Origin of the sequence: Rhizobium sp. CRRU65 (assembly GCF_048551595.1) — a bacterium.
In the GTDB taxonomy this organism is placed as follows: Bacteria; Pseudomonadota; Alphaproteobacteria; order Rhizobiales; family Rhizobiaceae; genus Rhizobium; species Rhizobium leguminosarum_J.
The window spans coordinates 80564-98540 of sequence record NZ_JBLYZH010000008.1 but is presented as its reverse complement, the minus strand read 5'-3'; the positions used below and the strand labels follow the sequence as shown (position 1 = coordinate 98540).

General features: G+C 61.6%; 18 protein-coding genes. 14 read left to right on the top strand and 4 right to left on the bottom strand.

What is annotated here, in order from left to right:
• The first annotated feature begins 39 nt into the window (after positions 1-39).
• From ACM5SV_RS18005 to ACM5SV_RS17980, 6 genes are read left to right on the top strand one after another with little or no spacing between them, the layout of a single operon-like run.
• Positions 40-1173 carry an ABC transporter substrate-binding protein gene (locus tag ACM5SV_RS18005; RefSeq protein WP_222015712.1) on the top strand — a complete coding sequence of 378 codons (1134 nt, stop codon included), beginning with the start codon at positions 40-42 and terminating at the stop codon, positions 1171-1173.
• Between the two features lie 4 nt (positions 1174-1177).
• A complete protein-coding gene (locus tag ACM5SV_RS18000) occupies positions 1178-2242 on the top strand; it encodes a FecCD family ABC transporter permease (protein WP_029873068.1) in 1065 nt (354 codons plus the stop codon).
• The gene (locus ACM5SV_RS17995) at positions 2239-2997 is read left to right on the top strand and encodes an ABC transporter ATP-binding protein (protein ID WP_017993747.1); all 759 of its coding nucleotides are present in this window, start codon (positions 2239-2241) and stop codon (positions 2995-2997) included. The genes ACM5SV_RS18000 and ACM5SV_RS17995 overlap by 4 nt, the downstream gene beginning before the upstream one ends.
• Positions 2994-3611, top strand: a complete 618-nt coding sequence (locus ACM5SV_RS17990) for a hypothetical protein (protein ID WP_017993746.1) — start codon at positions 2994-2996, stop codon at positions 3609-3611. The genes ACM5SV_RS17995 and ACM5SV_RS17990 overlap by 4 nt, the downstream gene beginning before the upstream one ends.
• Positions 3608-4228, top strand: a complete 621-nt coding sequence (locus ACM5SV_RS17985) for a hypothetical protein (protein ID WP_003538914.1) — start codon at positions 3608-3610, stop codon at positions 4226-4228. Before ACM5SV_RS17990 ends, ACM5SV_RS17985 begins: the two co-directional genes overlap by 4 nt.
• Positions 4225-4731 (top strand): hypothetical protein, encoded by a 507-nt coding sequence (locus ACM5SV_RS17980; protein ID WP_017993744.1) that lies wholly within the window; start codon positions 4225-4227, stop codon positions 4729-4731. Before ACM5SV_RS17985 ends, ACM5SV_RS17980 begins: the two co-directional genes overlap by 4 nt.
• 41 nt (positions 4732-4772) lie before the next feature.
• Here the strand turns inward: ACM5SV_RS17980 and ACM5SV_RS17975 are convergent, their stop codons facing one another.
• Both ACM5SV_RS17975 and ACM5SV_RS17970 read right to left on the bottom strand, forming a co-directional pair.
• Positions 4773-5072, bottom strand: a complete 300-nt coding sequence (locus ACM5SV_RS17975; protein ID WP_017993743.1) for a DUF6074 family protein — start codon at positions 5070-5072, stop codon at positions 4773-4775.
• 109 nt (positions 5073-5181) lie between these two features.
• The gene (locus ACM5SV_RS17970; RefSeq protein WP_222015710.1) at positions 5182-7200 is read right to left on the bottom strand and encodes an adenine deaminase; all 2019 of its coding nucleotides are present in this window, start codon (positions 7198-7200) and stop codon (positions 5182-5184) included.
• Between the two features lie 73 nt (positions 7201-7273).
• Between ACM5SV_RS17970 and ACM5SV_RS17965 the strand changes: the two genes are divergently transcribed.
• From ACM5SV_RS17965 to ACM5SV_RS17940, 6 genes are all read left to right on the top strand, one after another.
• Entirely contained in the window at positions 7274-8314 is a 1041-nt protein-coding gene (locus ACM5SV_RS17965; RefSeq protein ID WP_128405734.1) for an ABC transporter substrate-binding protein, read from the top strand.
• Positions 8315-8427: 113 nt separating this feature from the next.
• Positions 8428-9252 (top strand): ABC transporter permease, encoded by an 825-nt coding sequence (locus ACM5SV_RS17960; protein WP_003538905.1) that lies wholly within the window; start codon positions 8428-8430, stop codon positions 9250-9252.
• Positions 9249-10040, top strand: a complete 792-nt coding sequence (locus tag ACM5SV_RS17955) for an ABC transporter permease (protein WP_130668054.1) — start codon at positions 9249-9251, stop codon at positions 10038-10040. Before ACM5SV_RS17960 ends, ACM5SV_RS17955 begins: the two co-directional genes overlap by 4 nt.
• A 7-nt stretch (positions 10041-10047) precedes the next feature.
• Complete coding sequence (locus ACM5SV_RS17950; RefSeq protein WP_222015708.1) at positions 10048-11106, top strand: ABC transporter ATP-binding protein; 1059 nt, start codon at positions 10048-10050, stop codon at positions 11104-11106.
• Between the two features lie 17 nt (positions 11107-11123).
• Positions 11124-12521 carry a dipeptidase gene (locus tag ACM5SV_RS17945; RefSeq protein WP_017993738.1) on the top strand — a complete coding sequence of 466 codons (1398 nt, stop codon included), beginning with the start codon at positions 11124-11126 and terminating at the stop codon, positions 12519-12521.
• Positions 12522-12659: 138 nt separating this feature from the next.
• Positions 12660-13925 (top strand): glycerate kinase type-2 family protein, encoded by a 1266-nt coding sequence (locus tag ACM5SV_RS17940; protein ID WP_221969162.1) that lies wholly within the window; start codon positions 12660-12662, stop codon positions 13923-13925.
• A gap of 87 nt (positions 13926-14012) precedes the next feature.
• On the opposite strand, the gene ACM5SV_RS17935 is transcribed toward ACM5SV_RS17940, so the two are convergent.
• Positions 14013-14969: an NAD-dependent epimerase/dehydratase family protein gene (locus ACM5SV_RS17935; RefSeq protein WP_222015706.1), complete on the bottom strand. Its 957-nt coding sequence runs from the start codon at positions 14967-14969 to the stop codon at positions 14013-14015.
• A 92-nt stretch (positions 14970-15061) separates the two neighbouring features.
• Complete coding sequence (locus tag ACM5SV_RS17930; RefSeq protein ID WP_222015704.1) at positions 15062-16018, bottom strand: lytic transglycosylase domain-containing protein; 957 nt, start codon at positions 16016-16018, stop codon at positions 15062-15064.
• A gap of 221 nt (positions 16019-16239) precedes the next feature.
• Between ACM5SV_RS17930 and ACM5SV_RS17925 the strand changes: the two genes are divergently transcribed.
• Entirely contained in the window at positions 16240-16962 is a 723-nt protein-coding gene (locus ACM5SV_RS17925) for a glutathione binding-like protein (protein ID WP_222015702.1), read from the top strand.
• Between the two features lie 244 nt (positions 16963-17206).
• Complete coding sequence (locus ACM5SV_RS17920; RefSeq protein WP_017993734.1) at positions 17207-17977, top strand: gamma-glutamyl-gamma-aminobutyrate hydrolase family protein; 771 nt, start codon at positions 17207-17209, stop codon at positions 17975-17977.

Below are 17977 nucleotides of genomic sequence, written 5' to 3'. Positions count from 1 at the left end.
GTGGAGATTTGTAGACAAGAATAAATACGCGGAATAGGAATGGCGCTCATCGTCATACGGGGAGACACCATGGTTCCGCTTTCGCTTTTCATCACAACTGCTTCGCGCCGCCGCATGGCGGCTGCACTTGCCGCCGCGCTGTTGGCACCTGCAGCTTTTGCCGAAGAGATCGTCTTCAAGGATCAGGGGAACCACGAGGTGCGGCTGGCAAAGGCTGCCGAACGTGTCGTCTCGATCGTCATCCCAATGGCTTCCACCGTCATCGCGCTGGATGGCAGCACCCGGAAGCTCATTGGGATGAACCCGACGGCAAAGAGCGCCGTGGTCGAAGGGATTCTCGGAAAGATCTTCCCCGAGGCGAAGGATATTTCGTCTGATGTGACGGCGCCGAATTTCGTGCCTAATGTCGAGGCGCTCACCGCCGCCAATCCCGATCTCGTCATCCAATGGGGCGATCGCGGCGCCGATATCGTCGCACCCATCACCAATGCCGGGCTCACCACGATGCTGATCCTCTATGGCACGGAAGAGCTGACCCGCGATTATATGACCATGGCCGCAAACGCGATCGGCAAGCCGGAGCGGATCGACGAACTGGTGGAATGGCGTGATCGCGTCCAGAAGGATATCGAGGCCAAGACGACTGCTATCCCCGATGACAAGAAGCCGAATGTTCTCTACCTCGGCCGTGCGCTCTCCGATATCAGCGCCTCCGGCACCAAGGGCAATTACAATGCCTGGTCCATCGAGCTTGCGGGCGGGAGAAACGCCTCGGACGAACTCAACGGCACGGTCTCGGTGAACAAGGAACAGATCGCAGCGTGGAACCCCGACGTCATCTTCCTCAATGCATTCGAGGCAAAGCTGAATGTCGACTGGGTCTATAACGATCCGATCCTGTCTCTGACCAATGCCGCCAAATCCAAGCGGGTCTACAAGATGCCGCTCGGCGGCTATCGCTGGGATCCGCCGAGCCAGGAATCGCCGTTGTCCTGGATGTGGACGGCCAACCTGCTCCATCCCCAGATCTTCAAATACGACCTGCGGACGGAAATGAAGACGGCCTACAAGACGCTTTACAACTACGACCTGGCCGATAGCGATATCGACAATATCCTTTGGCTGAAGGAACAGGGCGCTGCCGCCGACTACGCGCAGTTCGAGGCGAAGTGACGTCATGGCGACGATAACGCAGGAGGAGACGGCGCCGGCTGCCCGCCGGATTCACCTCGCCAGGCAGACACTGGTCTTCACGTTGCTGCTGGCGCTGCTAGTGATCGCCTTCACCGTCAGCCTCTGCGTCGGACGGTTCTCCGTGCCGGCTGGACGCGCGCTGGAACTGATCTGGCAAGGGATCAGCGATCCCTCGCGGGAGCTTGCCGGGATCGACGAACGCATCGTGCTGCTGGTGCGTGCGCCGCGTGTCGTGCTTGCTGCACTTGCCGGCGCCGGGCTTGCGATCTCGGGCGCCGGCCTTCAGGGCGTGTTTCGAAATCCGCTGGTTTCGCCAGACATACTGGGCATTTCCCAGGGTGCCGCCTTCGGCGGCGCGCTGGCGATCATGCTCGGCATCTGGGGATTTCCGCTGATTGCCATGGTGTTCCTCTGCGGCATGGTGGCCGTCATCCTGGTGGGGCTGCTCTCGCGCATCAACGGCCGGTCGGAAACGGTCACCGTGATCCTGTCGGGGCTGGTCATCAGCTCGATGTTCTCGGCGGTCGTCTCGCTGCTGCAGTTCATCGCCGATCCCAATACGTCCCTTCCCGCCATCGTCTACTGGCTGATGGGGTCCTTTGCGACAGCCACCTGGGAACGCACGCTGGTGGCGGCACCCGGCCTCATCCTCGGAAGCTGCTTCCTGTGGATGCTCCGCTTCCGGCTCAACATCCTGTCGCTCGACGAAGCCGAAGCCCGCAGCCTCGGCGCCAATACGATACGCGAGAGATGGCTGGTCTTCTGCCTCATCGCCGTCATCGTCGGCAGCCAGGTCGCGGTTTCGGGCATCATCGGCTGGATCGGCATCGTCATTCCCCACGCCGCCCGCCTGCTGGTCGGCCATGATCACCGCGCGCTGCTGCCGGCAGCCGCCGTGCTCGGCGCAGGATTCATGGTCTGCATCGACACCCTCGCCCGCACGGCGACGGCCGCGGAAATCCCGCTCGGCGTCATCACCGCCCTTGTCGGCGCGCCGATCTTTGCGGCTCTCCTGCGCCATCACTATCGCGAAAGGACCGGATCATGATCGGATTGACGGATGCGGTCGTCAGGTTCGGGCCGCGCACCATCCTCGACCGCCTGAGTTTCTCTGTTCCCGTCGGGCGGTCGCTCGCCATTCTTGGCCCCAACGGACGTGGCAAGACGACCACGCTGAAAGCCATGCTCGGCTTTCAGCGGCTGGACGAAGGCGGCCGCGTCGCGCCCGCCATCGTCGGCTACGTCCCGCAGACCGGAAGCAGCAACCAGCGCTACCGCGCCATCGACGTCGCCGTCATGGGGCGGGCAGCGCATCTCGGCCTGTTCGGGCAACCGGGACCTTCCGATTTCGAGATTGCCCATTCAGCACTCGAGCGGGCGGGAGCGGCCCGCTTTGCCGATCATTTCTTCGACCGGCTTTCCGGCGGCGAACGGCAACTCGTGCTTCTGGCGCGAGCGATCGCCACCGGGTCGCAGGCGATCGTCCTCGACGAGCCGGCGGCGGCACTCGACCTTCGCAACCAGGAGCGGCTGCTGAACCTGCTCAAAAGCCTGCGCGAACCGCGCGACAAGGCGATCGCCTTCACGACGCATGATCCGAACCATGCGCTTGCCGCCGCCGACGATGCGCTGCTGATGATGCCGGATGGTCAATCGCTGTTCGGTCCAGTCGCGGAGGCGATCACGCCGGAACATCTGGAACGGCTTTACGGTGTCCCGATGCGGGTGGTCGAGCTTATCGGCCCGACAGGCGACAGGCATCAGGCGGTTCTGCCCGCCTTTGCAGGAATTTGCGCCGCATGAGCATCCTTCTGATCCAATCGCATTATCAAGACCCTTTCGGCATGAGCCCGCCGGCTTTCGCCGAGGCGACCGCGCAGGGCAAGCTGATCACCGTACGCGAGATGGAGCTGACCGAGGCGCATTTCGCCGCCGTAAGCGGCCTCATCACCACCACCCATCTCGATCAGGTCGGCTTCCTCAGATACGCGCCGGCGGTGGCGTCCTTCCTCGACCGAGGCGGCCGGTGGATCTTCAGCGGCCACATGCTTCGGCCGATCCTGCCGGAACTCGGCGCCTATATCCCGATGCCGCAGCCGAAAAGAGCCGACTTCGTACAGGTCAGGCAATTCGATCATCCTGTTTTTGCCGGCATCGACCAGAGGATGCTGGAAACGAACCGCGGCGTCGCCGGTTTCTACGGCCGCGGACACAACCCGATGCCATCAGGCGCCGTTGCGATCAATACGTTGGGACCGGCTGCGGTTCCCGTCGACTGGATCTGGGCGCGGCCGGCGGGCGGAGAAATATTGTCGCATGCCGGAAACGAGTTCTGGGGCTGCGGAGACGATCCCGACATCAAAAAGCAACTGGCCGGCCGTGTTGTCGCCTGGCTGGCGGGGGAGCTGAACCGATGAGCGTGCTCGCGATCCATCCCGGCGCCTACTACCACATCGAGACGCTGGAAGCGCCGCGTTACCGGCATCATTTCGACAGGCTGGTGCGCCCGGAGGAGCTGCCCTCGGTCGAACTCAGCGAACACCAGGTGCTGTTCATTCCCTGCCGGACGCCGGCGGACCGGATGGCGCCGCATGCGGCGCAGCTGCGCGCCTATCTCGACCAGGGCGGCACGATCGTTGCGACCGGCGAGACGGCATGGGAAGCGTTCCTGCCGGCGATCCATTTCACGCCGCAACCGACAAACTGGTGGTGGTGGCTGACCGAGGGCGCCGATCTCGGCGTCAGGATCGCAGCACCCGGCCATTCGCTGTTCGAACATCTCAGGCAGGACGATCTGACCTGGCACCTTCATGGCTGGTTCGCTCCACCAGAGGGCGTCGAGGTTCTGGCAGTGAACGAGGAAGGCAAGCCGATCCTCTATGTAGACGAGGTCACGACGGCGGGGCGCATGGTGATCACCAGCCTCGACCCCTGCTTCCACCACGGATCGCATTTCATGCCGGCGACGACGCGCTTCCTGGATGGTTTCCTTCCCTGGATGCGCAAGGAACTGGACAAGGGAAAATCGGAATGAACGAAACGAAGATCGAAGTCCTCGAAGACGGCAAGCCGCTTGCCTACGGCTTCGCCGACATCATGCATTATCACGGCTATGGTTTTCCCGGTGGTGTCGCCCATGCCTTCAAGGTGATGGAGCGCGCCTTTCCGCTGCTCAGCGCCGACGGACCGCCGGAGCGCCGCGAAATTTCGATCCGCACGGCCTTTCGCGGCCCGGGCGGGCGTGACGCCTTCGAAATGGTGACACGCGCATTGACGGAAGGGCGCTATAGCGTCGACCCCTTGCTCGATCGGCCGGAGCGCGGCGATATCCTCGCCCGCTACGTCTTCGAGCTCAGCTATCGTGGCCGCACCGTCACCCTGCAACTGTGCGACGGCCATGTCCGCGAGGAATTCATCATGCTCGGCCGCAAGCCCGACCGGACACCCCAGGAAGAGGAGCGTCTCGCCTGGCTAAAGCAGGAGATGGCGGACCGCCTGCTCGCGTTGCCGCCGGAGGCGGTTTACGAAGAGGGATAGGACGACCACTCAGATTCGGCAGACGTCCCCGAAGATCGCCACTATCGGTTTTGAGACTTGGGCAGTGGTCCGTTTTGATGGCTGAAGACGAGTTCGCTCTGGACATCTTGCTGAAACTGCAGCACCCGCTGACCGACTTCGCTCTCCGGCATACCGGCCGCCAGAAGCTGATCGGCAAGCCTGCGGCATTCGGCCTTCCAGAATTCTATCGCATCTGCGCCATGCCGCCGGCCGAGTTCGCGCGCGCAGCGCTCAATGTTGGCAGTTCCGGTTCCAGCGGGAAAGGCAATAATCTTGCCTTCATTGGCGCCGGCAGGCCGGCGGGTCATTTCAGTAGCCATCGAACACAGGTTCCTTTGATCCTGTTCGTTGTCTACGGGACTATGGTTAATGCTTTCTATTTGTTGCAGTAAGAAGATCAATCAGGTGGAAATTTAGCGGGCGGCAATGTCACCAGACAATCGGATGGGTTTTGCCGGTGAGCACGTTCACGAACCCCTGCGGCGCCAGCTCCGAGGGCGCGACCAGCACCCAGCGCCAGGGCGAACAGGTCAGCGTCGCAAACGACAGGCGCTCGGGAAATCCCGGCCACCATCGAGGCGAAAATGTCGGCTCGTACATCCAGTCGATCCCGGCACCGGCGGCATAAAGAGCCTGCATCTCCGCATCGAGAACTTCGGCCGAACGCGCCGTCATCAGGCCGCCGATTTCGTAGCGGACGCGGGCGAGAATCTTGCCGGCGGATATCAGCACCCAGCCGCCCTGCTGCTCGTTCAGGGCATTGACTGATATCGCCATCGCCTCGTCCGATGAGCCGACCGTCCAGATATTGTGCTTGTCGTGCCCGAGCGTGGAGGCAAGCGCCGTCTCCGGCGTGCGCGGCCCGGTGCCCAGCCAAAACATCCTGGAGACCTTGGCCTCCCCGGAGAACCGGTCGACAATCGAGAATTTGGTGACATTGCGCGCGGGATCCCGCTGCACGGCGCCCTCTTCCACCGGCAATTCCATGGTAATGAAATCGTCGTGCCAGTGAAACGGCCGCAAAAGTGCTGCGTTCACCGTCGTCCGGTTCGTCGGCGCCTCGATGCGGAAATCGTCAGCCGTGACCGTCCGGTCTATTTTCACGGTCCGCGTCGCCCATTGCGGCCAGTCGATTTCGGGACGCACGCCAATGAATGTCGCGCCCTCGGACACAGGACGCCCGTCGGCCCATACCTTTTCGATCGACAGGCTGGCGACGTCGCTGAGAAGAACAATATCGGCGAAGCGGCCCGGCGCGATCGATCCGACCCAAGGCGTCAGCCGCATATGGCGTGCCGGATTGAGGGTGACGCACTGGATGGCAACCTCCGGCGCAAGGCCGTTTTCAATGGCGAGCCGGACATTGTGGTCGGTCGCACCGATTTTCAGTGTGTCCGAGGCGCTGCGATCGTCGGTCACCAGGGCGATCTGCGACCAGTCCGTCAGTCCCTTGTCGATCAGACCGCGGATGACCTCCGGCAGGGAATGCGGCCTGAGCTCGATGAAAAGGCCGTGGAGAAGTTTCTGCCAGATTTCATCGAGAAACCAGCCTTCGTGATCGGAGGCGAGACCTGCCGCGGCAAAGGCATTGATCGAGGCGATGTCGCGCAGTCCGGCACCGTGGCCTTCGACCACACCGCGCTGCTCGAAGGTCGCGCCGATCATGCCCCACAGCCGATCGTAGGAGGGATTGCCGGGATCGGATATGGACGGCCAGTCCATGACCTCGTCGAGCCCGGCGACCATCAGGCTTTCGGAAAGGAAGGCCTTCTGCTCGTCGTAGCCGAACCAGCCGCCACCCCATTCATAGGCGGTCGGAGGGACGGCGGAGCCAGGCAGGGGAAAGATTTTCATCGGCGATCCGCGCCGGCGCGCTTCCAGCCAGAATTCCAGATTGCGGGCGCCGTTGACGTTGGAAAATTCGTGGCTCGCCTCGCATGTCCAGGTCACGCCATGCGGCATCACCAAAGCCGCCTCCCATTCCGGCGTCAGATGGGAGCTTTCGATATGTTTGTGTGCCTCGCCGAAGCCCGGCACCGCCTTAAGATCCGGCTCGGAGAACCGCTCGTTCACTTCGCCTTCGTAACTGCCGGCGGGGCCGACGTAAGCGATGCGGCGGCCCTTGATGACGATCTCCTGATCGTCAAGCCATGTCCTCGAATGGACATCGAGCAACCTTCCCACGCGCAACAGCCTGTCGGCGGGCCGGCGTCCGAGCGCCGTCAGCACGAGATCCTGGCGCGTCAGCACCTCGTCGGACGCGTTGATCAGCAGATCGTCGGGAAGAGCAGTGCGCGAAGTGGCCATGAATGAAATGCCCGTGAGAAGCTGGAACCGCCGGACCGTAAAGACCACACGCCGATGTGTAAAGCGATGCTCCGGTCTTGGAAAATTCTCGGCACAAGAGCGTATTTGCCCAAGTATTGAGCTTGCGACCCGACCGATCAAAAAATAGTATCCCTAAAATCCAGGGGGTATGATCCCGATTATCAACGCCGTTTTTCACAGAAGGACATTGCTCATGAAGGCCAGCCGTTTTGCCCGAATCCTGTCTCTTGCGCTGCTTGCCGCCGTCGGCAGCACCGCGGCGGCACAGGCGCAATCGAAGACGCTGACCATCTCCTGGTGGGGCTATAACGGCGAGAAGATGAATGCGAACATCATCACGCCCTTCAAGAAGATCTGCGGCTGCGAGATCGTGTTCGAGACCGGCAACAATGCCGACCGGCTCAACAAGCTGAAATTGCGCGATGGCAAAGGCGTCGATGTCATCTATCTCACCGACAGCTTCTCGCAGCTCGGCATCGAACAGGGATTGTTCCAGGAAGTCGACGCGTCGAAGATCCCCAACCTTGCGGATATCTACGAGCTGGGCAAGGCGCCTCAGGGCAAATACGGGCCTGCCTACACGATCGGACGCGTCGGCATCGTCTACGACTCCGCCAAGGTCAATCCGCCGATCACCGCCTGGGGCGACCTGTGGCGCGGCGATCTGAAAAGCTCCGTCTCCTTGCCCGGAATCACCACTACGGCCGGCCCGCTGGTCGTGCTGGAAGCCGGCAAGCATGGCGGCACCGATGCCTATGAAGACGCCGACAAGGCCTTTTCGGAAATCGAGGCACTTAAGCCCAATGTCGTCAAGAACTACAACACCGGCTCGGAGCTGGTGAACCTGATATCAACAGGCGAAGTTCGCGTTGCGCTGGCCCAGGACTTTACCCTGGCATCGATGCAGGCGGCCGTTCCGACGATGACATGGGCCAAGCTCAAGGACGGCGACATCGCCACGCTGAACACCGTGAACATCCCGAAGGGTTCGGAAAATGTCGAACTCGCCCATCAGTTCATCAACTTCATCCTGTCAAAGGACGTCCAGCAGGCCGAAGCCGAACAAGGCGTCGATGCGCCGATCTCGACAAAGGTCAGCCTGACGCCGGACCAGGCGAAGATCTGGACCTATGGCCCGGATATGGTCGCCAGCCTCACCCGCATCGACTATGCCAAGATGAACGCTGCCAAGGCCGACTGGATAGACCGCTGGAACGAAGTCTTCGGCCAATAAGCTGCGCGGTATCCGGCCTGAGGCCGGTTTATTGCCAAGCTGAACTGGAAGCGCCGCACATTCGAACCCGAGATGCGGCGCTCCTGATATCAGGACATGCCACGAGTTTTGAGATGAAGCATTTTGCCAGATGGGGATTGACGATGCCGGCGACGATTGCCGTCGTTGTGCTTCTCATCATTCCCGTCGCCATCACCATCGCCGCGACGTTTGCGGAACCGAAGGGCGTGTTTGCGCCCTATGTGACATTCTTCAGCAGCGGCTTTCGCCGGGCGGTTCTTTATCGGACGCTGGAGGTCGCCCTGGTCACGACGGCGATTTCACTCACTGTGGGTTTCATCACGGCCTATGTGATCGCGCAGATGCCCGGTCGCGCGAAGAGCATCATGATCGTCGCAGCAGTTTTTCCGCTGCTGACGGGTGTCGTCGTCCGATCCTTCGCATGGCTGATCATTCTCGGGAAGAACGGCATCCTGAACGCCATGCTGATCTCGACCGGCATTATCGGGGAGCCGCTTTCGATGCTCTATACCGAAGGTTCGGTGATCGTCGCCATGGTCTATCTCTTCGTTCCCCTGATGATCCTGACGCTCGTCGGGGTGCTTGAAGGCATCCCGCGCGATCTGATCGATGCCTCCGCCTCGCTCGGCGCGAAACCGCTGATGACATTCTTTCAGGTGATCCTGCCGCTTGCGACGCCCGGCCTCATCGTCGGCGCGGTCCTGGTCTTCACCGGCAGCTTCACCTCCTATGCGACACCGCAACTGCTCGGCGGAGAAAAGCAGATGATGATGGGGACCTTCCTCTACCAGCGCGCCATGGTGACCTTCGATTGGGTCGGCGCATCGACCATCGCCGCCATCATGGTGGTGCTGACGCTCGGCGTCGTCCTCATCATGAGCCGCATTGCACGCCGGCTCAATCCGATGGCGGTGTGATGGAGAGGCGCATTCACCCGATCCTCGCCGCCTTCGCGGCCTGCGTTTTCTTCTTCCTGCTCGCACCGCTGGTCATCATCATCGGTGCGGCCGTCAGCGACACGACCTATCTGACCTTCCCGCCGCAGGGCCTGACATTGCGGTGGTTCGTCAATATCTTCGAAATCGAGGCCTTCCGCACGACCGCGCTGACCAGCCTGCAGGTCGCTTTTTTCGGCACGGCGCTCTCCCTGCTGATCGGTGTGCCGGCCGCCTACGCGATCAACCGCTACCGCGTGGAATTGCCGCGCTGGCTTTCCACCATCTTCGTGCTGCCGATCCTGGTGCCGGAGATCGTTTTCGGCTTTTCGCTGATGAAATCGGTGACGATCGGCCTCGGGCTGCCGATCTTCATCAGCCTGCTGGTCGGCCATGCCCTGCTGATCCTGCCCTATTCGGTGCGTGTCGTCGGCGCCAGCCTGGCGGCCTTCGATTTTTCCGTCGAGGAGGCGGCGATCAGCCTCGGCTGCCCGCCGCTGAAAACCTTCCTGACCGTGGTCCTGCCGAACATCCGCGCCGGCGTCATTGCCGCCTTCATCCTCGCCTTCATCACCTCAATCAACGATGTGTCGGTTTCGGTCTTCCTGACGGGGCCGGGCATCTCGACGCTGCCGATCCAGATCCTTGCGCATATGGAACAGTTCTTCGATCCGACGATCGCATCGGTCTCGGTGCTGCTGATGTTCGTCACAGTCGGCGTCATGGCCGTCGTCGAGGCCACGCTCGGCCTCACCTTCCTGACAAAGTAGAACGCTCTTGACCGTATCCCTCACCATCGATTCCATCTCCGCCCATTACGGCAGCACGCAGGTGCTGAAGGACCTGTCGATTTCAATCATGGCCGGGGAACTGGTCTCCCTGCTCGGCTCCAGCGGCTGCGGCAAGACGACGACATTGCGCCTCGTGGCCGGTTTTCTGCAGCCGAGCAGCGGCAGCATCAAGCTCGGCGAGCGCGACCTGACCGGCCTTCCCGCACATGCGCGCGACATCGGCCTGGTCTTTCAGAACTACGCGCTTTTTCCTCACCTGAGCGTGCAGGACAATGTCGCCTTCGGCCTGAGGCAGCGTCGTATTCCCCTGCCGGAACGGACGAAAAGAACGATGGCCATGCTGGAGCGTGTCGATCTTGCCGCCCTCGCCGACCGCCTGCCGTCGGCTCTGTCAGGCGGCCAGAAACAGCGTGTGGCTCTCGCCCGGGCCCTGGTCATCGAGCCGCCGCTTCTGATGTTCGACGAGCCGCTTTCCAACCTGGATGCAAAGCTCAGGATCGACATGCGCGTCGAGATCAGGCAGCTCCAGCGCGCCAACGGCACGACCTCGCTTTACGTCACCCATGACCAGGAGGAGGCATTCTCGATCTCCGACAGGGTTGCGATCATGAATGCCGGGCGCATCATGCAGCTTGACGCACCGGAGGTGCTGTATCGCCAGCCGGCCAACGCTTTCGTCGCCCGCTTCGTCGGCTTCGAGAACCTGATCGGCATGAAGGTGACCGCGCGCAACGGCGCGCTTGTGACCGCCGAAACAACGGGCGGAGCGCGGCTGCAGCTGTCTCAGGAAACATTCGGGCCAATCAAGGACGACTTCATACTGGCCTGCCGTGCAGACGGTCTTGCCGTCAGCCGTGACGGTGATGGCATCGCGGCCGTGCTCGGCACGCGCACCTATCTCGGCCGGGCCTATCAGTATAAATGCATGACAGCCGCAGGAGAGATCACCGCCAATGGCGCGCTGTCCGACCCGCTGGAAACGGGCGCGTCCGCCGTGTTGACACCCGTGGCCGAGCAATGCTGCATTCTCGACCCGGAAGATTGAGCCGCTGAGGAGTAACGATGACCAGTGCCAACAATCAGCATATCGATGCCGTTCTTGCCCATGTGGACCGGAGCCTCGATGACAGCCTGGCGCGGCTTTTCGACCTGATCCGCATTCCGAGCATCTCGACCGATCCGGCCTATCGCGAACAATGCCGCACTGCCGCCGAATGGCTGAGCCGAGACCTAACGGACATCGGCTTCGAAGCATCGGTGCGCAAAACGACCGGCCATCCGATGGTCGTCGCCCATGAAAAGGCGGCGTCCGGACCGCATCTGCTGTTCTACGGCCATTACGATGTCCAGCCGGTCGATCCGCTGGCGCTGTGGAAGAGCGATCCGTTCGAGCCGCGCATGGAAGCCTTGCCAAACGGCGACACTGCGATCGTGGCGCGCGGTGCGTCCGACGACAAGGGGCAGTTGATGACCTTCGTCGAAGCCTGCCGCGCCTGGAAAAGTGTCACCGGGAAACTGCCAGTGCAGGTGAGCGTGCTGTTCGAAGGTGAGGAAGAGGCCGGCAGTCCGAGCCTCGCACCCTTTCTGGATACCACGGCAGAAGAATTGAAGGCCGATGCGGTTTTCGTCTGCGACACGGATATGTGGGATCGCGAAACGCCTGCCGTCACGACGATGCTGCGCGGTATCTTCAGCACGGAAATCGAGATCACCTGCGCCGATCAAGACCTTCATTCCGGCATGTTCGGCAATGCCGCGCGCAATCCGCTGCAGGTACTGTCAGATATCGTTTCGAGCCTGCGGCGCGCCGACGGTAGCGTCGCGGTCGAGGGTTTCTATGATGACGTGAAAGAACTCCCCGACTCCATCAAGGCGCTGTGGAAGAGACTGCCCTTCGACGAGAAGGCCTTTCTTCGCGATATCGGCCTGAGAGATCCGGCCGGCGAGGCAGGCCGTTCCGTCCTCGAACAGATCTGGGCGCGCCCGAGCTGCGAAATCAACGGCGTGAGCGGCGGCTATACCGGCGAAGGCTTTAAGACGGTCATTCCGGCAAAGGCGAGCGCCAAGATTTCGTTTCGCCTGGTGGAGGGACAGGATCCTTACGCGATCCGCGATGCTTTCCAGCGGCACGTGCGCGAGCGAATCCCAAGAGATTGTTCGGTCAGCTTCAGGGATTACGGGCTTTCGCCGGCAACCGTCATGCCGATAGACAGTCCGTTTCTCACCAGGACGCTTCAGGCGCTTTCGACGGAATGGCAATGCGAAGCAGCCCTTGCCGGCACCGGAGGCTCGATCCCGATCATCGGCGAATTCAAACGGCGGCTCGGATGCGATGCCCTGCTGGTCGGCTTCGCCCGCTTCGACAACCGCGTCCACAGCCCGAACGAAAAATACGATCTCTCCAGCTTCCACAAAGGCATACGATCCTGGGTTCGCATCCTGGCGGCCCTCGCCGACTGACGCGGGTGTATCGCGCCGCGCGGTTTTTCGAGAGCGGCAAAGGACGCTGTAACACTTTGAATTGCTGCATTATGCAGTAGGCTATGGTGCAGCAAGCGCCCCACATCACCATCGACACCGAGGCAGCAGAGACCACCGATGACGATAACCGCTCCCCGCGATTTCCTGAAAGGCCTGTTTGACGCGGCGGTTCGCGCCGCCGATCCGCTGACCGGCATCAAGGCGCATCTGCCTGAAAGGCCGAAGGGAAGGACCGTGGTGATCGGTGCCGGCAAGGGCGCGGCGCAGATGGCGCGGGCGCTCGAAAGCGTCTGGGACGGGCCGCTCGAAGGTGTGGTGGTCACCCGTTACGGCTATGGCTGCGAGACACGCGGCATCGAGATTATCGAGGCCGCCCATCCGGTGCCGGATGCGGCTGGCCTTGCCGCCGCAAAGCGGCTGACCGAGACGGTGAACGGGCTGACGGAAGACGATCTGGTGATCGCGCTGATCTGCGGCGGCGGCTCGGCGCTGCTGCCCGCCCCACCGGACGGGCTGACCCTAGAAGACGAGATCGCGCTCAACGAAATGCTGCTTGCCTCGGGCGCGCCGATTTCGGCGATGAATGTCGTGCGCAAGCATCTCTCCACCATCAAGGGCGGCAGACTTGCGGCAGCGACCAAAGCGAGGGTCGTCAGCCTGATCGTCTCCGATATTCCCGGCGACAACCCGGCTCATGTCGCCTCCGGGCCGACCGTGCCCGATGGTTCGACACGGCACGATGCGCTTGAGATCATCAGGCAATACGAATTGCAGCTGCCGCAGGCAGCACTCGACCATCTGAACTCGCCGAAGGCCGATGCACCGCGGCCGGACGATCCGGTCTTCTTGCGGCACGCGCATCACATCATCGCCTCCGCCGGCGTCTCGCTGGAGGCCGCCGCCGCCCTGGCGAAGTCGCAGGGGATCGAGCCGGCCATTCTTTCGGATGCGATCGAGGGGGAATCGCGCGACGTGGCGCTGGTGCATGCGGCCATCGCCCGCGAAGTGTCGGGCCGGAACCGGCCGTTTCCGAAGCCGGTCGTCATCCTTTCCGGCGGCGAGACGACGGTGACGCTGAGAACCAAGGGTGGCAAGGGCGGACGCAACGGCGAATTCGCGCTCGCCATGGCGCTTGCGATCGACGGACAGGAGGGCATTCATGTCCTCGCCGCCGACACGGACGGGATCGACGGCTCGGAGGATAATGCCGGCGCCTTTGTCGATGGCAGCACGGCAAGGCGCTTGCGCGCCGCCGGGCTCGATCCGCGCCGGCTGCTCGACGGCAATAGCAGCTATTCGGGCTTTGCGGCCACCAGCGATCTCTTCGAAACCGGCCCGACCGGAACCAATGTCAATGATTTCAGGGCTATCCTGATCCGTTAGAGCAATTTCAGGAAAAGTGCGAAGCGGTTTCCCGTCCGGAATTGCGTAAAATAAAAGCAGCCGACCGCTACGCGCGGCGCTGGCGGATCAGGTCTCGATCCGCCCCTGCCCGACCAGCCAACCCACGGATTCCTGCACCGCCTGCAGGGAGGTGTATCTCGGGGTGTAACCGAGCAGGCGTTTGGCTTTGGCGATCGAGCAATTCGGGCTGCGGGCGATATGCTCCCAGGTCGCCTTCGCATCCTCAGCCGTCTGACTTTCGGCCCAGGCGTCGAATGGGGCGAAGGTGAGTTTCGGCTCGTGTCCGAACCATCGCGACATGGCTTCCGCATAACCGCGAAGGGTCAGCGCCTGCTCCGAGACCGCGTGAAAACTTTCACCGGTCGACGCATTCCAGTTGGCGATCGCATCCATGAACATTGCCGCGACATCATCGGCATGGACGTGATGAACGGTTTCCATGCCGAAATTCGGCAGCGCCAGGGTCTCTCCGCGGGCAAGGGTTGAAAAGACCTGCAGGTTGAAATTGCCGGCCGGATTGAGCGGCGTCCAGCCGGGACCGACAATGTGCCCGGGATGGATGATGGTTGCCGGAAATCCGCGAAGCCTTGCCTGCTGCAGCAGATAGGTTTCGATTGCCGCCTTCTGCGTCCCATAGTCGCCGAAGGGAAATTTCGGCGTCTCCTCCAGCGTGGGTACGACCGTCGAATGGCCATGCGTCCAGATCGTGCCGGTATGCAGGAAGTGACCGACATGCCCCGACAGCGCCGTCACCAGATGCTCGGCACTTTCCAGCGAGAAGCAGATCATGTCGATGACGATGTCGGCTTTCACACCACGCACGGCCGGGCCGAAATCACCCGTCTGCTCCATCGCTGCCCGATCCATCTGACGCTGATCGACGGCAGCCCAGGCGTGGTTTGCCGTATAGGGCTTTGCCGTGCCGCGGCTGATCGTGACGACGTCGTGACCGGCTTCCACCAGACGGGGAACGAGATAGGTTCCGACATGGCCCGTTGCTCCGATTACCAAAACCCGCATCATCGTTCCTCCCTTGGCATTTCCGTGTTGAATATGCTGCGCTTGGGTGATCCTGCAAGCGGACTTTTCGTGATCAAGGGGCTGGACCAGGCCCGCTATCGATTTTTGAAAACAAGGCAGGTGCCGCCGTGTTTGCGGATCTGGTTGCAGAGGTCGTTGGCGTCCATGCGCGTCTGCCGGCCGACGCGGGCAGCATAACGTGGGCGAAAACCAAAGCTGCGATCACGCTGGCGCAAGATCAGCGGCTGCTCCGCATTCAGGGGCGCGGGCAGATCCTGCACGGCATCGAGAAACATTCGCCTGACTATCGCGACATTCGCATTCGCGGCGATCTGGACGCCCCAGGGCGCCCATTCACCCTCCTGACGCCAGGGCGTGTCCTTCAACGTCCGTCTCTCCGCAAGCGCCACGCAGCCGTCCAGGAAGGACTTGTCCTTGTCGAGCGGGGCAGCCGCGTCTTCCGGCGGATTATCCTTCCATTCCTCGACCGTATGCGCGGTAATCGCCAGGACGTAACCGCGCGTCTCGTAAGGTAATCTCCCTGACGTAAGGTAAGAGGAAAGTCCATTTTCGCCGGCATTGTAGGCAGCGGCGGCAAGGCCGAGATTGCCGAAACGATTGCGCAATTCGTTGAGATACTGCGCCGATTTCCGCAGGGCTTCCAATACCTGGTAGCTGTCCTCGAGACCGCGCAGTTTCGCCGTTCCGGGCATGAATTGCGCAATCCCCTGCGCTCCCTTGAAGCTAACGGCATCGGGGCGAAAGGTGCTTTCCCGCCAGATGAGACGGGCGAAATAATCCGGCGGCAAGTGACTGGCGCTGGCGAAATGCTCGATCGCGACGCAAAGATCGCGGTTGAAACTATCTTTCCGGATGCAGAGCGTCTCACCGGATCCCAACGCCGAAGGTCCCGAATACAAGCAGGCCGCCGGCCCGACGCTCCCCTCAGGCTGGGCCTTTACCGTGTCCACTTGGGAAAACAGAAGACAGAGCGAAAGCATGGCCTTGGCCAATCTCTTCCCAATGTCGGACTGACGTTTTCGGCGTGTCATCGGATCTCATGAGGTTCGAACTTCCATCGCGACGCTGGATTCTAGATACCATCGATCAAGGCGCGACGCTTCCCCATTTCCATATCTGCACCTCGGTTGTTGGCACGGACGGTCACAGGTTTCTAATTTCGCCATCGATTTTGGAACAAACATATTCGACCTGCCATGGTCGTAGCGGCATCCTGTTTGCCAGGAAGTCCCGAGCGAACGAGGATACGCAGATGATTGATCTCCACTACTGGCCGACGCCGAACGGCAAGAAGGTCTCGATCTTCCTGGAGGAAACCGGCACGCCCTACCGGCTGGTGTCGGTCAATATCGGCCGAGGCGACCAGTTCAAGCCTGATTATCTCAAACTCAACCCCAATCACCGCATGCCTGCCATCGTCGATCACGAGCCTGCCGATGGCGGCGGTCCGTTGAGCGTGTTCGAATCCGGCGCGATCCTCTTCTATCTCGCCGAGAAGACCGGCAAATTCTGGCCGCAGGATCTGCGCGGCAAATACGAGGTTACGCAATGGGTGATCTGGCAGATGGCGAACCAGGGGCCGAAGCTCGGCGAGGCAGGTCACTTCCGTCGCCTTGGCGATCGCGAAGGCGATCAGTCCTATGCGGTGCGGCGCTTCACCGACGAAGCCAACCGCCTCTACGGCGTTCTCAACATGCGGCTTCGCGACCGGCGCTATCTGGCCGGTGACGAATTCACCATCGCCGATATCGTCAGCTATCCATGGACCGTCAACTGGCAGGCACAGGGTCAGGACATCAACGAGTTCAAGCATTTCAAGCGATGGTTCGAGGAGGTCGGCGCAAGACCTGGCGTCCAGCGCGGCCTTGCGGTCGGCGCCGATCTTAGCACCGACAACAGTAAGCTCTCAGAAGAGGAACAGGCACGCATCCGCAAGATCCTCTACAACCAGCGCGCCCTTCCCGTTCCGGATTGAGCATCGGCTCGGCCAAGGAAATTCGCTTCTCCGAGCTTCGCCTTGTTCAGGCTTTTTACGGACCTGCCTTGGCGGTCGCAAAAGCTCTTGCACCTGCATCGCGACCAAGGATAACCATATAGTGACAACCGAGCCGGCAGTCAGCCCGGGGCCGGTTCCGGTTTCGCGGCGTTGCAAATCACCTGCCCGAGGGGCCAGGCGGCTTGGGTAGCAGCTGGCGTTGCGACTTGGGGTGTGACAAGCAATGGCAAGACCTGTAATCGGCATCATCGGGAACGCCCGCATCATCGAAAGCCGATTCTCGACCCAGCTTGTCGGAGAATACAATTTGCGGGCTGTGGCCGATGTCGCCGAAGCGTTGCCGCTGATGTTTGCCGGCAATCCTAAACTGGCCGATATCGCGGATCTGCTGGCTGTCGTCGACGGCATTCTGCTGACGGGTGCCAGAGCCAATGTCCATCCCAGCCGATTCAACATGGTGCCGGATCCCAAGCATGAGCCTTATGATGAGGATCGTGACGGGCTGGCGCTGCCCTTGATCGAAGCCTGTGTTGCGCAAGGCGTTCCTATTTTCGGCATATGCCGCGGTTTTCAGGAAATGAATGTCGCCGCCGGGGGCTCGCTGCATCCCGAAATCCGGGAATTGCCCGGACGCATGAACCACCGGATGCCGCGCCTTGAGACCGGCGAGATCCATCCCGACCCCACCATCGTTTTCGGCGATCGTCACGATGTTCGACTTATAGAGGACGGGATGTTTGCCCGCATCCTCGGCCGGGAGACGATCCGGGTGAACTCCCTGCATGGACAGGGAATCCTCGAACTTGGTGAGAGGGTCGTTGCCGAAGGCATTGCCGAGGACGGGACGATCGAGGCGATACGGTTCAAGGACGCGTCGGGATTTGCTCTGGGTGTGCAATGGCATGCCGAATACGATCCGCAAACCAACCCTGTTAATCGTGCGCTGTTTCAGGCATTCGGCGATGCGGTGAGAGCTCATAAAGCCATCGCTTAG

Bases quoted from the DNA above. Each gene is read 5' to 3' on its own strand.
- ACM5SV_RS17940 (WP_221969162.1), top strand. From the start codon at position 12,660: ATGACGATAACCGCTCCCCGCGATTTCCTGAAAGGCCTGTTTGACGCG.
- ACM5SV_RS17985 (WP_003538914.1), top strand. From the start codon at position 3,608: ATGAGCGTGCTCGCGATCCATCCCGGCGCCTACTACCACATCGAGACG.
- ACM5SV_RS17925 (WP_222015702.1), top strand. From the start codon at position 16,240: ATGATTGATCTCCACTACTGGCCGACGCCGAACGGCAAGAAGGTCTCG.
- ACM5SV_RS17965 (WP_128405734.1), top strand. From the start codon at position 7,274: ATGAAGGCCAGCCGTTTTGCCCGAATCCTGTCTCTTGCGCTGCTTGCC.
- ACM5SV_RS17945 (WP_017993738.1), top strand. From the start codon at position 11,124: ATGACCAGTGCCAACAATCAGCATATCGATGCCGTTCTTGCCCATGTG.
- ACM5SV_RS17975 (WP_017993743.1), bottom strand. From the start codon at position 5,072: ATGGCTACTGAAATGACCCGCCGGCCTGCCGGCGCCAATGAAGGCAAG.
- ACM5SV_RS17930 (WP_222015704.1), bottom strand. From the start codon at position 16,018: ATGACACGCCGAAAACGTCAGTCCGACATTGGGAAGAGATTGGCCAAG.
- ACM5SV_RS17995 (WP_017993747.1), top strand. From the start codon at position 2,239: ATGATCGGATTGACGGATGCGGTCGTCAGGTTCGGGCCGCGCACCATC.
- ACM5SV_RS18005 (WP_222015712.1), top strand. From the start codon at position 40: ATGGCGCTCATCGTCATACGGGGAGACACCATGGTTCCGCTTTCGCTT.
- ACM5SV_RS17920 (WP_017993734.1), top strand. From the start codon at position 17,207: ATGGCAAGACCTGTAATCGGCATCATCGGGAACGCCCGCATCATCGAA.
- ACM5SV_RS17960 (WP_003538905.1), top strand. From the start codon at position 8,428: ATGAAGCATTTTGCCAGATGGGGATTGACGATGCCGGCGACGATTGCC.
- ACM5SV_RS17980 (WP_017993744.1), top strand. From the start codon at position 4,225: ATGAACGAAACGAAGATCGAAGTCCTCGAAGACGGCAAGCCGCTTGCC.
- ACM5SV_RS17935 (WP_222015706.1), bottom strand. From the start codon at position 14,969: ATGATGCGGGTTTTGGTAATCGGAGCAACGGGCCATGTCGGAACCTAT.
- ACM5SV_RS17990 (WP_017993746.1), top strand. From the start codon at position 2,994: ATGAGCATCCTTCTGATCCAATCGCATTATCAAGACCCTTTCGGCATG.
- ACM5SV_RS18000 (WP_029873068.1), top strand. From the start codon at position 1,178: ATGGCGACGATAACGCAGGAGGAGACGGCGCCGGCTGCCCGCCGGATT.